The organism is Limosilactobacillus caviae, from assembly GCF_014635905.1.
In the GTDB taxonomy this organism is placed as follows: domain Bacteria; phylum Bacillota; class Bacilli; order Lactobacillales; family Lactobacillaceae; genus Limosilactobacillus; species Limosilactobacillus caviae.
Map to the genome: position 1 here is coordinate 375,922 of NZ_BMDS01000001.1, position 15,700 is coordinate 391,621.

Below are 15,700 nucleotides of genomic sequence, written 5' to 3' on the forward strand. Positions count from 1 at the left end.
GTTCTTTTTAGGAGGAAAATAAACATGCTGACAAAATATCAACAATTTTTTACCGGCCGTCCAACAACCGAAATTGCAAAAGACCTATTGGGAAAAATGGTAAAGTATCAGGACGGAGATGAAATAGTTGGTGGCTATATTGTTGAAACTGAAGCATACTTAGGGGAGCAAGATTCAGCATCACATGCTTTTAATGGGCGACGAACCGGTTATTCTGAATCATTATATGGGATGCCTGGCAACATCTACTTATACCAAATTCGGGGTCATTATTGTTTTGATATTGTCGTTCAAGATGCCGAAGAACCACAAGGAATTTTGCTACGAGGGATTGAACCAGCTATAAATGTAGAGAAAATGGCAGAAAATCGTCATATGACTGGTGTAAATATTACAAATGGTCCAGGAAAACTGGTGCAGGCACTTGGCATTCATTCGCGTGATTTGGATGGTCAGCCGATGGAAACAAGTCCGCTAACAGTTGATTTACAAGACTTTAAAATTCCCCGGGAAATTACTACCACAGCCCGTGTAGGAGTTAATATCAAAGGAGCTAACGGGCTTAGTCCACGCCGGTTCTATGTGAAGGGTAATCCCTATGTGTCTAACATGAAAAAGCGGGACATGGATATGGCAAACCATGGTTGGAAGGAGTAAATAATGGCGTTAACTTATCAACAATTATTAACAGCAGTTCCGGTTGTCTTAGATGCTGGAAATGTTCCTAACATTGTCGGTGATGCTGGGATTGGAAAATCTGCGCTTGTACAGGAAGTAGCCATGAATTTAGATGCTAAACTATTTACGACTATTGTAAGCTTAAGTGAAAAAGGAGACTTAGCAATTCCGGTCCCGCCATTAACAAGCGAGTCTTTTGTTGAAACAAAGGATTATGGGCGATTAGCTAATGTTCAATTCGGCTATTCCGAAACATTAATTGATATTATCAAGTATGCAGAAACGCATCCTAATCGGTTGATTCTGTGGTTCTTAGACGAATTCAATCGGGGAACACAGGCTGTCCAAAGCGAATTGATGAACCTTGTCCTTCAACGAAAGATTAATTCTTTACGATTACCCTCAACGGTGCGGATTATAATTGCAGAAAACCCTGATTCAACAATGACTGGCTTTGCAGATCGAGAATACGGGGTTGCAATTGGCGATGCAGCGATAAAAGATCGAACAGTTCGCCTTGTAATGACTAGTTCAACAACTGAATGGTTAAAATGGGCTAAGACTGCTGGAATTAATAAGTTAGTGATTGCTTACCTTGCTCAGTACCCAAATCAATTATTAGTTATTGAACCTAATGAGGAAGATTTAGCACCAACCCCGCGTGCATGGGAAAGAGTTTCGCGAAACTTAGACCAGCTTCAAATATTAGATGATGAAACACAACAACAGCTTGCTGCGGACATTTTTAGTGGCGACCTCGGTGCGGAAGTTGGGGTAGCTTTTGCGCAGTTTATTTTTGCTCAGGGCCATGAGTTGACAGTAAAAACATTAAAAAATGCGGAAAATGGTGAACAACAGTTTAATCAGGCGGATGAAGCAACAAAAATTAAGGTACTGCGCTCGTGGATCGGTCCAGAGTTAGCAACAGAAAAAGCTGCTATGCTGTTTTTGAAATATTTACAGCTTGTCAGTAATGATGGGCAATATGCAATTGTTCAAACTGCTGGTGATAAATTAACCGAGCTTCTTCAACCAATGTATGAGCAAGCAATTAAACATCCCCAAGGAGCTGTTAGTCGGCTTTACCAATATTTTGCGGAGGTGGCTACCCGTGGTGATAATCGATGAGCTTTGATAAACTCTTTTCACGGTTTAATCATTCACGTTCCGCTAAAGACCAACGACAAAACACAGATCAACGTGTCACTAGGGGAGTTATTAGCCTTTTACAGAGACAGCGGTTATTAGGTGAAGTCCTTTTGCAGCTTCCCAGAAAGTTTGATTTACGATTTTCTGCAGTAATGGGATTAGAGTGGGAAAATAATAAATTACTATTATTCATTAATCCTGATAAGTTAGATAATCTTAGTTCAGATGAAATTGAGAATCTACTTGAACATGAAGCATTGCATATCATTTGGTTACACCCTTTAAGGTATGCTGCTAATCCGCACCAGCACCTTGTCCAAATCGCAACAGATGTAGCAGTTAATCAATACATTTCAGAGCCACCTCGTAATACAGCTACCCTTAGCCAATTACAGCAGCTCCTTCGGCAAAAAATTGCACCACGGTTGGATTCTCAGGATTACCTTGATTTATTGGAAAAACTACCAATTGAGCAACAAGAAAAATTGCGACATGCGGGAGTTAATCTAGATAAGGACAGAGGCAAAGGAAATGCAGTAGATGATAATCTTCAAAAATCGGATTCACATCATGGCTGGCGGGCAACTATAAAGGATGGGCACCAACTAAATAATCAACTAATTAAGTTGGCAAGTATCAAGCAGCTCTTGGCTAAAGCGTGGGAACAAACTCCTCAACGTGATCGGGGCTTATTGCCTGGAAATATAAAAAGTCAGCTACAAAATATAAAACAAATGAAGGCAGTTAACTGGCAACAAGTTCTTAAGCATCAATTTGGCTTGCTCGCACGGGGACAGATAGAGTCACACGCGAGATTTAATCGTCGTCAGCCATTACGGATGGATTTAGCAGGTAAAGTTACGAGATTGACACCAGCTATAGATATCTTTGTTGATAATTCTGGTTCGGTGAGTGATGAAGAGTTAGATCAAGCACTGGCAACGATTGAAAAGATGATTAGTCATACCAAATTGACAGCGACTGTTTACTCCTTTGATGCTAAGGTTACCTCAAAGGAGCAGCTTCGTGGGGGAAAGAAATTTATCCATACTCGTAGCGGTGGCGGAGGTACTAGTTTTCAGTGTGTTTTTGATTACCTCCATCAACATAACCTAACAAAGCGTGGACGAACAATCATAATTATTACCGATGGCTGGGGAGAAGAAAGGATTAATACTTATCATTATCGAAACATTTATTGGCTAATGATGACAAAGACAGATCAATTATCAGTAAAAGATCCGGTTGGTAAGGTCTTAGAAATGAGGTAATCATTAATGGCAACAATATTAAATCCACAGGCAATGCAAAAAGTACTTACTCATAGTAAAGAATACCAACGGGCAATCGGATTGCTTAATAAACAGTGGGATCCCGATGAACAGCCAATCTTTCGTAATGTTTTACAGTCAGCTGATGTCCAGTTTGCACGCCAATTACAGATTGCGGGACTGGTTAAAGGCAAAATTAACTTGGGAAATTACCAGGCAGTAAATCAATTATTAATGCAACACGATTCGTGGTTTTCGGAGAGTGCCCGTAAGACTTTGTTAAATCCTTTTATAGATTGAAGCAAATTTATAAGAATTGTTAGAGAGCATAGTATAATAGTAAGTAATGTAACCTTTTAAGGAGGTCCTGCACATGGCAGTGGATAACGAATTAATAAAAAATGACCTGTATGAAGCAGTAAATGGTGAATGGTTGAAAACGGCTAAAATACCTGATGATAAGCCGGCAACCGGGGGATTCAATGACCTGGTTGATGAAATTGACAAGCAGCTTATGGATGACTTTGATGCCTATGCTGAGGAGAAAGAACAGTCTGATGATTCACGATTTAACGAGATGATCAAACTATATCGCCTCGCTAAAAAATTTGATTGGCGAAAAAAGGTCGGACCGCAACCACTAAAACGAATGTTAGCTAGTGTTGACAGCCTTAAATCATATGCTGACTACCAATCTCAATGGAAAAACTGGATATTAGCGGGGATGCCTTCTCCAATTAGTTTTGATATTGATGCTGATATGAAAAATGCTACTGTTTATGCACTATTTGCCTCTTCACCATCCCTTATTTTGCCTGACAAGAGTTATTATGAGGAAGAAAAGAAAGAGCAGCATGACCAATTACTCCAACTCTGGTCTTCAATGGTCGAAGCATTAATGGATAAGCTTGGCTATAGCAAAGAAGAGGCGTCTAAGATCATTAACGACGCAATTAAGTTTGATGCTCTCCTTGCTCCTAACGTCAAGAGCGCCGAGGAAGCAGCGGATTATAGTAAAATGTATAATCCACAAAGCGTTGCGGAATTAGCGACAGCGACAGATCAGCTTGATATTGCGTCCGTGATTAAGCAATTAGTTAATGAAGAACCTGAAAAAGTAATTGTGATGGAACCAGATTACTTTAAGGCACTTGATAAAATCTTGCGGGGTAACTTTGAATTATTTAAGAGCTGGGCATTAGTTCGTGTCATTCGAGAAAATGCCAGCTACCTTGATGATGAGATGCGTGAAATCAACGGTCGCTATAGTCGCGCATTATCAGGGAGCAAGAAACCGGTTAGTCAGCGTAAGTTCGCTTACTACCTTGCACGTGATATGTTTAGCCAGGTTGCTGGGGATTACTATGGTAAAAAATACTTTGGCCCCCAAGCAAAAGCGGATGTGCACCACATGGTTGAACAAATGATTAAGGTTTATAAGGGACGGTTAACTAATAATAAATGGCTTAGCAAAGATACCCGTGATAAGGCAATTCTTAAACTTGATAAATTAGGAATTCAAGTAGGGTACCCGGATAAGATTCCTGCTCTTTACGATCAATTTAAGGTTGATGAAGAGGAATCCCTAATTGCTAACTTAAACCAACTAACGGTAGTGGCTAATAAGGAATTATTTAGTCGTTGGAACAAACCAGTAGACCGGATGCGGTGGGAAATGAGTGCCGCAACAGTCAATGCCTACTATCACCCATTTAAGAATATTATTGTTTTCCCCGCTGCAATCTTACAAGCACCATTCTATTCATTGAAACAAAGCAGCAGTCAGAATTATGGTGGTATCGGAGCCGTTATTGCTCATGAAATTTCACATGCTTTTGATAATAACGGATCATTATTTGATGAATTTGGTAACCTCAATAATTGGTGGACAGACGAAGACTCCGCACACTTTAAGCAATTAGCTCAAAAAATGATTAATGAATTTGATGGTATTCCATTTGCTGGTCAAAAGGTAAATGGAAAGTTAACAGTGTCTGAAAATATTGCAGATGCAGGGGGATTAAGTTGTGCCCTTGAAGCAGCTAAAACGGAGGCTGACTTTAACGCCCAAGAATTCTTTATTAATTGGGCAACTATTTGGCGGATGAAAGCTACTGAACAATACATGCAATTGCTGCTTTCGATTGATGTCCACGCGCCACAAAAATTACGGGCAAACATTCAAGCAGAAAACTTGGATGACTTCTACACAGCGTTTGACATTAAACCGGGTGACAAGATGTATCGTGCACCAGAAGAACGGGTTCATATCTGGTAAAACTTAATTTTTAATCTGTAAGAGTGTGGAGATGAAGCGCTATTGATGCCTTCTGTCACGCTCTTTTTTAATGGCTACAGAACTTAGCGTGACATTTTGAACCCCATCTTGTAAGGTGTTAATAAGCTTAATTTCCCGGGAAATAAATTTTAGATGAAGGTAGGAGAACTTATTGAAATTTGCCGATAAGATAAAATTATATCGTCACCAGCATAATTGGACTCAGCAAGAGGTAGCAGAACGGCTTGCAATTTCACGAAAGACAATTTCTAGTTGGGAGAATAGTCGGAGTTATCCTGATATATTCATGCTGGTTCAAATAAGTGATCTCTACCACGTTAGCTTAGATAATTTATTACGGGAGGATCATGAAATGATGGATAATTATAAGGAAGAACATATCTCTAATAAAAAGAGCGATAGGGACTTTAGGAAGAGTTATCTTTATAATGCTGTTGGAAGTATATTTATGATGTTAAAGTTTATTCACGTTTTACCAGGACATGGTGGTATATTTGGAGTATTAATTGGAGCAATAATTGGCTTTACGATCGTGAATTTATACCTCTTGTTAGGCGAAACTAATTGGAATAGGGTGCGGACTAACGAAAAGATTAGTTTTACACTGGCTTTTATTATTATTTTAAGTCTAGTATTAGCAATTAATTTAATTAACCCGTTGAGTCATATTCCAGGAAGGAGTGCGGACTATACTAGTGGCATAATTACTGGCCGTATTGTAGGCTCTATGATAGTTTCATTATCGTTAACCTGTTCATTCAGTTTGTTCCCGCAATTTAAGGAAAGGTCAGAGAAATAATGCATAACATTAATGTTATTAAAGGCGATATTACGAAAGTAAAAGTAGACGCAATTGTTAATGCAGCTAACACAACCTTGATGGGTGGTGGCGGTGTTGATGGTGCAATCCATCGCGCGGCCGGGCCAGCTTTATATAATGCCTGTGAAAAATTTCATGGATGTCCAACGGGAGAGGCGCGGATAACCGGTGGCTTTAATTTACCAGCAGAGTTTATTATCCATACACCAGGTCCGGTTTGGCATGGTGGAGATAATGGTGAAGATCAACTATTAGCTAACTCTTATCAAAATAGTTTGCAGCTAGCAGATCAACATTTGTGTCGAACAGTTGCTTTTCCATCTATCAGTACTGGCGTTTATGCTTTTCCGCTTCAAAGAGCAGCTAAGATTGCTATTGCAACGATAAAGAACTTTTTACCTACTGCTAATTATGTTGACCAAGTAACAATGGTCTGCTTTGACGATAGGACATTTGCAGCATATCAATCACAACTTTATTAATAAACTGTTCAAACTAGTGGCAAATTTATTGTTAAACGTTTATAATTTTCTGGATTGACTTTTTCAGAAAATTTTTTTGTTTTAAAGGAGGTTTATTATGACGCACACTAAATTACGGTCATTTACTTTTATTCTTGTTGCATTTATGCTTGGGTGCAATGAGTTTATGGTCGTAGGTGTTTTATCAGATATTGCTCGCAGTTACCATGTCCCGCTTTCAACGGTTGGTTTTCTGGTTACCGCGTTTGCAGGTGTTTATGCAATTAGCACACCCATCATTACAACCCTAACTAGTAATTGGAACCGGTATAAACTTTTGATGTTATTAATGACCATTTTCTTTATTGGCAATACATTAACGGCAATTGCACCCTCGCTTGGCTGGCTCCTACTTGCAAGAATTATCACGGCTGCTGTAGCGGGAACTATTATCTCACTAATTAATTTGTTGGTAAGTATCATTACACCGATGGATAAGCGGCCAATGGTTCTAGCATGGGTCGGCGCTGGCTTTAGTATTGCATCTGTTATCGGGGTTCCACTTGGGACAACAATCGCAACGTTGCTTTCCTGGCATGATAGTTTTTGGATAATTTCTGGGTTAACGTTAATCGTATTTGCATTGCTTGCATGGTTAACGCCTCGCGATACACCACAAGTGAAGGGGAGTATTTTAGAGCAACTAGCGCTATTGAAAGACCACCGTGTTTTATTAGGAATTGGTATTACAGTAGCTGTTTTAAGTCTGCAGTATACTTTCTATACGTATGTCCGTCCGCTAATTACTAATGTTATGGGCTTTAGCTTAACTAGTTTAAACTGGCTGTTGCTTCTTTTAGGAGTGATGAGCATTATCGGGAATGAAATTGCTGGTTTAGTTGCAAGCAATAAAGGGGTTCAAAAGTTACCGGTTGTTTTCACGATAATGACAATTTTAAGTCTTATTTTGGGAGTCGCATTAGGAAATAAGGTTACTGGGATGCTTACGCTAGCTGCGCTCTGTGTGGTTGTAATTATATATGGAACAACAATTCAGTTGGTATTTATTAGCGTGGCTGAAAAAGAATACCCCCAGTCACTAGCTTTGGCGACATCTTTAATCTCAATTTTTGCTAATGTCGGAATATCGCTTGGCTCATTTACGGCTTCGACTACGGTTAGCTTTGCGCGGCTGACTACACTAGGATATGTAGGGGCGGTTTATGGTATTTTAGCCATCGCTTTTTCTTTTGCCCTTCGTCGTTTTTACCGAAAATAATCAATGAATCTGCTGAAAAGTAAGCAAATAATAGCTATAATAAATCAGTAATACTAGTAGGGAGATTATTATAAGTATGAATATTGTTTGGACATGGGATGTTGTTCGGCGGATTATTGAAGTCCTGTGGTTAATTAATGTTGCTTTTGCAGTTTGGACAGTTTTTCGTAGCCGGCGTGATATTGCATCAACGTGGGCATGGTTGTTAGTATTAAGTGTTTTGCCGGTAATCGGTTTTATTATGTATCTTTTTGTTGGCCGTCAGTTGTCACATGATGAGATATTTAGTATTCAAGATGAGCAAAAGCAGTTACGAATTAAATATCTTGAAAAACAACGAAAGCTAAGTGAAGAACATGAATTAATGCCCAAAGGAAGCAGGCTGTCGCGAGATCGGCAGTTAGTAAACCTTTTTCTGAGCTTGAATGATTCAGTAGTAACTTTTAATAATAAAGTCCATGTTTTTGTTGATGGAAAGAAGAAATTTGACAAATTAATTGATGATATAAATCACGCAACTGATCATGTGTATATTGAGTACTACTCTTTTTATGCTGATAATTTAGGCAAGCGTGTATTGAAAGCTTTGGAGGACGCGGCAGCTAGGGGAGTAAAAGTGCGGGTCCTTTATGATTTGAGCGGGTCTCATGGAACTACTTTTAAGTTTTTTAAGCATTTAGAAGAATTAGGTGGAGAAGCGCAGGCGTTCATTGCTGCCGCCAAAGCTTATTTCCAAACGCCGCGGTTAAATTATCACCTTCACCGTAAGCTTGCTATTATTGACGGGGAAATCGGCTATATCGGTGGCTTTAATATCGGTGATCAATATGTTAGTGAAGATCCCAAATTTGGTTATTGGCGTGATACGCACCTTCGTGTTGTCGGTCAGGCTACAATGATGATGACAGTCCGCTTTGCGATGGATTGGAATACGACTTGCAGGAAGACACATAAAAAGAAAATCAATCTTGAAAATGAATTTAAAAACTTTGAATTAGTTGCTCCAACAGGTGATCCAGATGAGGTTCCGATGCAGATTGTTTCTTCTGGTCCTGATAATGAAAATTACTCGATCCGCCGCGGTTATGAATCAATTATTAGCTCCGCACGAAAGTATGTTTATATTCAATCACCTTACCTTATTCCAGAAGATTCAGTGCTTGAGGCGTTAGTGATTGCTGCAAGAAGTGGGATTGATGTGCGGATCATGATTCCTTGTATGCCCGATCATCCATTTGTCTATCGTGCAACTGAATACTATGCTAAATACCTGGTTAATAATGGCGTGAAAGTTTATAAGTATAATAATGGCTTTATTCATTCCAAGACGATGGTTAGCGGGAGCAACATCGCATCTGTTGGTTCAGCCAATATGGATTACCGTAGTTTTCGTCTTAATTTTGAAGTTAATACGTTTGCATATAATGAAGAACTAACGGCTCGCTTGAAGAAAGATTTCGAGGACGACATGAAGAAAAGTACTTTACTTACGCCAGAATATTTTGATAGTCAGTCAAAATGGCGGAAATTCAAGCAATACTTCTCAAGATTGTTATCGCCAATTTTATAAATCGACAATTATCCCTGGTGAATGTTTGTTTTAATACTTCACTAGGGATAATTATTTACTTAAATTTTGCTTTTTGGTAATAATTTTATTTATAATAAATATGATCTTTAATTAAGGAATGATAAATTGGTTACTATAAATGATGTTGCTAAATTAGCTGGCGTATCGCGCTCTACCGCTTCACGAGCGTTTACCCCTAATTCAAGTATTAAACAAATTACAAAAGAGAAAGTATTTGCAGCTGCTAAACAATTAAACTATTCGCCTAATTTCAGCGCTCGTAGTTTAGTTACACAGAAAAAGTATGTAATTGGCGTTTTTATGTCAAGAATTCATGCCGACATGTCAACTTATTTTTCAAATATAATTAGTAGCGCTAATGCTGGGCTTCCTTCTAATTATCTATTGTCAGTTGCCGGTATTGACCAGTTAGAAGACTTTGACCAGTCTGTTAGAAATCGCTTTGATGGGGTAATTGTTGTAAGTCAATCCAAGAATGATGATACCTTTATCGATAAATTGAAAGAAGCCCGGATTCCTACAGTTGTGGTATTAAGGCGAGTTGATTTACCTGAAATTGATAATATATATGCTAATGATCGAGTAGCAATGCATAATCTAGTTCAATATATTTATCGGCAAGGGCATCGACGATTAGGGATTATCAACGGATCTGCCGAGTTCATTACTAGTGAGGTTCGTTACATAGGAATTAAAGAACAAGCTGAAAAATTGAAAATGAGCATTATCCCATTTGCAACTAAACAAGGGCAATTTTCATTAACCACAGGGGAGGTAATGATGAATGAGATTTTGAATCTGCCACGATCTGATTGGCCGACTTGTGTTATATGTGCTAGTGATGATATTGCTTTAGGAGCCTTAAAAGCATGTCATCAACATGATTTATCGGTTCCGCGGGATATATCAATAACGGGGTTTGATAATATTCCATATTCAATGGTATCAACACCATCATTAACAACTATTGAGAATCCATTGTCATTAATGATTGAAAATGGGATGAAATTCTTGCTCCAACGGATTAGTAATTCGGCAACGGAAAGACAGACTCTCGTCATTGAACCATCCTTAATTATTCGCAGTTCTGTTAGCCCGCAATAAGAAAATCATTTACTTATTGGATATAAGACTTAGGTTATTAAGATACCTTTGTCTTTTTTATTCATTTAAATGGGAACGTTCCCAATAATTAGTGGTCTAATGAATTATAGATGATACCGGTTACATCTATACAGTAAGTATGTTATTTTGAGAAATTGTATTTTTTTACTATCTTTTGGGAGCGCTCCCAAAAGGCAAGAGAATAATGGGGTGAAAACAATGTTATCAGAAAAAGCAGTTAAATCACGACCGCCTTATCGTATCGGTATCGGATTAGCTATTGGGGTCCTTTCGTGGTTATTACCATATGTTGGAGTTAATAGTACTTTATTGCCTGCGTTGTTACAGAAAATTGCACCAGCCCAGAAAGTGCAAATTATTGCTGAGGTTGCCACTATTGGAATGATAGTTGCAGCTATTGCTAATGTTGTTTTTGGAGTTTTGTCGGATAGAACAAGGTCGCGACATGGTAGGCGAACTCCGTGGATTATTATTGGCTCAATTGGCAGTGCGATTTGCTTTTGGCTAATTACAATTACAACTTCAATCCCAATGTTGTTAGTAATTTGGGGTGTTTATCAAGCAGCACTTAATGCAGTTGTTGGTCCATTATTGGCAATTCTTTCTGATTTGGTTCCTAAAAAGTATAAAGGGACAATTGCATCATTTTACGGAATTGCTAATTCAGTTGCTAATCCTTTGGGGACGATTGTTGCATCCCAATTTTTAACCAAAATTAATATGGGAATATGGACAATGATTGCAATTCAATTAGTATTGGGTTTTCTATGTGTTGCTGTTATTCATGAACCTGGGAATAAAGATGATAAAGTAGAACCATTACATGGCTATCAATTAATTGAAGCATTTATTTTTCCAGTTCACGGACAGTTAAGAGACTTTTATTTATCATTATTCGGGAAGTTATTAATAGTTGCAGCGCACTATATTATCGTAGGATATCAACTATATATCTTTATGGATTATATGAAATTAAGTTCAGGAGAAGCTGCATCAAGTCTTTCAATTATGTCTACAATTTTAATGTTTACCGGGATGTTTTTTGCAGCTATTTCCGGCCCGATTGCTGATAAGATTGGAAGCATTAAGAAAATGATGGTTATTGCTTCCGTTGGTTTTGGAATTGGTGTACTAATGCCATTCTTTGATCCGCAACCTTGGACGATGTTTGCATACGCTGTTATTGGCGGATCATGTTATGGTATCTATAACTCAATTGATCAGGCATTGAATGTTTCCGTCTTACCTTCTAAAAAAGCGGCCGCTAAGGATTTAGGAATTTTAAATTTGGCTAATACGATTGGTCAGATTCTTGGCCCGATTGTAGCTTCTGTTGTAATTACTCAAATGGGCTATCACTTAATTTTTATGGCAGCATTTATAATGTGTGTAATTGGTGGGGTACTTTTCCAAATGATCCGAAAAGTTGCTTAGTATTAAAAAATAAATGAGGTGTTTTACTTGAAACAAATACACAATCCTGTTTTAACAGGTTTTAATCCTGATCCATTGCTTTTTCGTGATAATGAAAAATATTATCTTGTAGTTTCAACTTTTGAATGGTTACCAGGTATTAGAATTTATTCCTCACAAAATTTAGCAAATTGGAAATATGAGACTTCGGTAATTGGTGAATCAATGAATATTAATTTTCGAGGAAACCCTCGGGGATGCTCTATATGGGCGCCGTTTGCTACATATCATAATGGTAAATATTATTTAGTTTATACTAATGTTAACTCAACGCGTGTTCCGTATAAGGATGTAGATAACTATATTGTTACGGCAAATGATATTCATGGACCTTGGAGTAAACCGGTATATATAAATAGTTCGGGCTTTGATCCTTCAATATTTTTTGATGGCAAAAAGGCATATTTTCTTAATGTATTGTGGGATTATCGAATGGAGACGCATAATAAGTCCTGTGGTATTGAAATGCAGGAAATTGATCCTGTTTCATTTTCGCTGATTGGTAAACCGAAAAAAATATTTGATGGTACTAGTGCTAGAAAAACTGAAGCTCCTCAAATATACAAACATAACGGTTATTATTATTTAATGACAGCAGAGGGCGGAACCGGCTTAGAGCATCAGGAGACAGTTGCTCGCTCTACAAATATTTGGGGACCCTATGAAGTAGATCCTAATACGCCATTAATAACGTCGAAAAATCATCCTGAACTCAAACTACAATCAGCAGGACATGCTAGCTTAATGGAGACTAGTAACCATGAATGGTATATTGCTCACTTATGTACGCGACCGCTTTCTGGGAATAAACCAATTCTTGGACGGGAAACCGCTATTCAAAAGGTCAAATGGACGAATGATGGCTGGCTACATTTAGCTAATGAAGGCAATTTACCAGAAGTTGATGTACCTGCACCTCAAAATGCTGCATCAATTCATCCTATTACGCATAAATTCACAGATGATTTAAAGCATGGATTAAATCAAGCCTATTGGAATACTTTACGACAATTTTCTGATCCTGAATGGCTTGTTGCTGATAGCAGGGGACTATTAATTCGTGGAGGTCAATCTCCACAATCTTTATTTGATCAGCATATGATTGCTACTCGTCAATGCGATTTTAAGGTGAAGGTTGCTGTTGATATGGAATACCGGCCTCGTACTTATATGCAACTAGCTGGCATAACTTTATACCTTGACACACTAAATTATGCGCTTTTGGTTATTACTGTAGACGAGAATAATAATCCGGTTATTGAGTTACAAAAAGAAGTTCAGGGTGAGTTCAATAGAATAAAACAAATTCCTATTAATGATCATGGTCAATACCACTTAGAGGTTACTATAGACAACGAAGCTGCAAGCTTTATCATTGATGATGGGAACAATAGGCTTTCGCTTGGAACAACTGATATTTCGTTTTTATCAGGAGGATTTACTGGGAATTTTATCGGGTTGAACGTAATTGATATGCATCGTCGCAATTCAACGGCGGCACTATTTAAAAACTTCAGCTACATCCCTTTTTAATTAGAAATAAAATAAAAACTGTAACGCTAACTAATTGGTGTTGCAGCTTTTATTGTAGAGCCATATAAAAAACGGCATGTCATGTAATGAGAAAGGCTTCTCATTACATGCCTAAATTTTTAATAATCAAATAATTCAGTTGAAAGGTAACGGTCACCGCCATCAGGAGCAACTGTAATTACTTTTTTGCCTTTGCCGAGCTTCTTAGCAACCTCAATTGCGCCCTTGATGTTAGCACCAGCAGAAATACCAACAAGGATTCCTTCTTGGTGGGCAACTTCACGAGCAGTGGCGATTGCATCATCGCTCTTGACTTCGAGGATTCCATCATAAACGTCAGTATCGAGGACTTTAGGTACAAATCCAGCACTGATTCCCTGAATCTTATGCTTACCGCCTTTACCATCCTTCAAAACTGGTGATTCAGCTGGTTCAAGTGCATAAACCTGGACAGATGGGTTGGCGTTCTTCAAAGCGTGACCAACTCCCGTCAATGTACCACCGGTTCCAACACCAGCAACAAAAGCATCAGGAATATCGTTGCCAAATGCTTCAAGAATTTCTTTTCCTGTTGTCTTTTCATGAATATCAGGGTTAGCAGGATTATTAAATTGCATTGGCATGAAGTAGCCTTTTTCATTTACTAGCTCTTCTGCTTTCGCAATTGCCCCCTTCATTCCATCAGCACCTGGAGTAAGAATTAATTCAGCACCGTAGCCTTGCATGAGCTTCCGACGTTCAACGCTCATTGTTTCAGGCATTGTGATGATCAGGTGGTAACCCTTAGCAGCAGCAACCATTGCAAGACCGACACCAGTATTACCTGAAGTAGGTTCGACAATAGTACCGCCAGCTTGCAGTTTACCGGCTTTTTCTGCTTCTTCGATCATTGCAAGGGCAATTCGGTCCTTAATTGAGCCAGCTGGATTGAAGAATTCCAGCTTAACGTAAACGTCAGCAGCATCGTCAGGAACAACCCGATTTAACTTAACGATTGGCGTGTTTCCGATTAAGTTTGTAATAGAATTAGTGATTTCAGTCATAATATTTACTCCTTTACCAATTGTTTTGTTTTTGCGTCGTTAGCAACGGTCTGAAGCCAATTATCGAAGAATACTTGTTGGGTTCGCTGCCAGCTAAATTGGGGATCTTTCATATGAAGCGGATCACGGAAATAGTTTTGCGGCTTAATATATTCGACACCAGGATGTGTATTTCGTTCCCGTAAGTACTCTTTCAATAACGCATCTTGACCATATTCGAGGTGTGAGAATAAGAAATATTGATTCTTCTCGCGCGCACGAAATGAGAATAAACGATTATCTTTAGTAGTAGCATTAATAATCAAACGTGGATCGCGAGCAATCTTGTTAATATCCAACTCAGCGTACCGAGCATGGGGAGCAAGAAAGCCATCATCTAAACCCGTTAATAACGGATCTTCATGTTGAATATAGTTATGAAAAACACCAAAGATTTTTTGAGGAAGAGGCATTTTAGAAATCCCATAAAGATAATTAGCAGCTGCCATTGCTCCCCAGCAAACATAAAGCTGTGGAATATTATTAGCGACCAAGCCGTCAATTAGTTGGTGAACTTCATCGAGATAAGTGATTTTTTTGAATGGAAGCTGTTCAATTGGCGCACCGGTAATAATAAAAGCATCCATCGTTGCAACCTCTCCTAACTCTAAGGGCTGGGAAATTTGTTGAACAAGCTTAGGAACAGATCGTGAAGTATAGTGAGTTTGAGGATAAAAGTATTGAACATTAACACGGTGTGGCCCAGCGGAAAGGACCTTTGTAAACCGTTGCTGAGTATCTTCTTTGTCGTGCATTAGGTTAAGAATTCCTATTTTTAATGGAGTTGTCATTATGGAATCACCTCGATTTAATCTAAAACAAACTAAAAAACTGTTACTAGAACCTTAAAGCATCAATTAGCCACATTTAAAGAGAAGGGCTTGCCTAGCCTTAATTAGTTTAGCAACAGCTTGTTAGTTTTTGTTGAACGGTGGTGGT

Annotated in this window: 14 protein-coding genes; 12 read left to right on the plus strand and 2 right to left on the minus strand. The window is 38.5% G+C overall.

Annotated features, from left to right (window positions below):
* The first annotated feature begins 24 nt into the window (after positions 1-24).
* From IEU90_RS01525 to IEU90_RS01580, 12 genes are all read left to right on the plus strand, one after another.
* Complete coding sequence (locus IEU90_RS01525; protein WP_153709248.1) at positions 25-657, plus strand: DNA-3-methyladenine glycosylase; 633 nt, start codon at positions 25-27, stop codon at positions 655-657.
* A 3-nt stretch (positions 658-660) separates the two neighbouring features.
* Positions 661-1,806 (plus strand): P-loop NTPase family protein, encoded by a 1,146-nt coding sequence (locus IEU90_RS01530; protein ID WP_188357630.1) that lies wholly within the window; start codon positions 661-663, stop codon positions 1,804-1,806.
* On the plus strand, positions 1,803-3,098 hold the full coding sequence (locus IEU90_RS01535; protein WP_153709246.1) for a vWA domain-containing protein: 1,296 nt from the start codon (positions 1,803-1,805) through the stop codon (positions 3,096-3,098). The genes IEU90_RS01530 and IEU90_RS01535 overlap by 4 nt, the downstream gene beginning before the upstream one ends.
* A gap of 6 nt (positions 3,099-3,104) precedes the next feature.
* A complete protein-coding gene (locus IEU90_RS01540; protein ID WP_153709245.1) occupies positions 3,105-3,398 on the plus strand; it encodes a hypothetical protein in 294 nt (97 codons plus the stop codon).
* Between the two features lie 73 nt (positions 3,399-3,471).
* Complete coding sequence (locus tag IEU90_RS01545) at positions 3,472-5,376, plus strand: M13 family metallopeptidase (protein WP_153709244.1); 1,905 nt, start codon at positions 3,472-3,474, stop codon at positions 5,374-5,376.
* Between the two features lie 172 nt (positions 5,377-5,548).
* On the plus strand, positions 5,549-6,196 hold the full coding sequence (locus tag IEU90_RS01550; RefSeq protein ID WP_153709243.1) for a helix-turn-helix domain-containing protein: 648 nt from the start codon (positions 5,549-5,551) through the stop codon (positions 6,194-6,196).
* The gene (locus tag IEU90_RS01555) at positions 6,196-6,699 is read left to right on the plus strand and encodes an O-acetyl-ADP-ribose deacetylase (protein ID WP_153709242.1); all 504 of its coding nucleotides are present in this window, start codon (positions 6,196-6,198) and stop codon (positions 6,697-6,699) included. The genes IEU90_RS01550 and IEU90_RS01555 overlap by 1 nt, the downstream gene beginning before the upstream one ends.
* Before the next feature lie 97 nt (positions 6,700-6,796).
* Positions 6,797-7,957, plus strand: coding sequence for an MFS transporter (locus IEU90_RS01560; protein WP_153709241.1), 1,161 nt, complete (start codon positions 6,797-6,799; stop codon positions 7,955-7,957).
* A 76-nt stretch (positions 7,958-8,033) separates the two neighbouring features.
* Positions 8,034-9,527, plus strand: coding sequence for a cardiolipin synthase (gene cls, locus IEU90_RS01565; RefSeq protein ID WP_153709240.1), 1,494 nt, complete (start codon positions 8,034-8,036; stop codon positions 9,525-9,527).
* A gap of 126 nt (positions 9,528-9,653) precedes the next feature.
* Positions 9,654-10,652, plus strand: a complete 999-nt coding sequence (locus IEU90_RS01570) for a LacI family DNA-binding transcriptional regulator (protein WP_153709239.1) — start codon at positions 9,654-9,656, stop codon at positions 10,650-10,652.
* Between the two features lie 219 nt (positions 10,653-10,871).
* Entirely contained in the window at positions 10,872-12,107 is a 1,236-nt protein-coding gene (locus IEU90_RS01575; RefSeq protein ID WP_188357631.1) for an MFS transporter, read from the plus strand.
* 27 nt (positions 12,108-12,134) lie between these two features.
* On the plus strand, positions 12,135-13,679 hold the full coding sequence (locus IEU90_RS01580; RefSeq protein ID WP_153709237.1) for a glycoside hydrolase family 43 protein: 1,545 nt from the start codon (positions 12,135-12,137) through the stop codon (positions 13,677-13,679).
* 119 nt (positions 13,680-13,798) lie between these two features.
* Here IEU90_RS01580 and cysK read toward each other — a convergent pair whose 3' ends face one another.
* Positions 13,799-14,722, minus strand: a complete 924-nt coding sequence (gene cysK, locus IEU90_RS01585; RefSeq protein ID WP_188357632.1) for a cysteine synthase A — start codon at positions 14,720-14,722, stop codon at positions 13,799-13,801.
* 5 nt (positions 14,723-14,727) lie between these two features.
* Positions 14,728-15,555, minus strand: coding sequence for a homoserine O-acetyltransferase/O-succinyltransferase family protein (locus tag IEU90_RS01590; protein ID WP_188357682.1), 828 nt, complete (start codon positions 15,553-15,555; stop codon positions 14,728-14,730).
* Positions 15,556-15,700: the final 145 nt, after the last annotated feature.

Coding starts and splice junctions, on each gene's coding strand:
- IEU90_RS01525 (WP_153709248.1), top strand. CDS start 25: ATGCTGACAAAATATCAACAATTTTTTACCGGCCGTCCAACAACCGAA.
- IEU90_RS01530 (WP_188357630.1), top strand. CDS start 661: ATGGCGTTAACTTATCAACAATTATTAACAGCAGTTCCGGTTGTCTTA.
- IEU90_RS01535 (WP_153709246.1), top strand. CDS start 1,803: ATGAGCTTTGATAAACTCTTTTCACGGTTTAATCATTCACGTTCCGCT.
- IEU90_RS01540 (WP_153709245.1), top strand. CDS start 3,105: ATGGCAACAATATTAAATCCACAGGCAATGCAAAAAGTACTTACTCAT.
- IEU90_RS01545 (WP_153709244.1), top strand. CDS start 3,472: ATGGCAGTGGATAACGAATTAATAAAAAATGACCTGTATGAAGCAGTA.
- IEU90_RS01555 (WP_153709242.1), top strand. CDS start 6,196: ATGCATAACATTAATGTTATTAAAGGCGATATTACGAAAGTAAAAGTA.
- IEU90_RS01560 (WP_153709241.1), top strand. CDS start 6,797: ATGACGCACACTAAATTACGGTCATTTACTTTTATTCTTGTTGCATTT.
- cls (WP_153709240.1), top strand. CDS start 8,034: ATGAATATTGTTTGGACATGGGATGTTGTTCGGCGGATTATTGAAGTC.
- IEU90_RS01575 (WP_188357631.1), top strand. CDS start 10,872: ATGTTATCAGAAAAAGCAGTTAAATCACGACCGCCTTATCGTATCGGT.
- cysK (WP_188357632.1), bottom strand. CDS start 14,722: ATGACTGAAATCACTAATTCTATTACAAACTTAATCGGAAACACGCCA.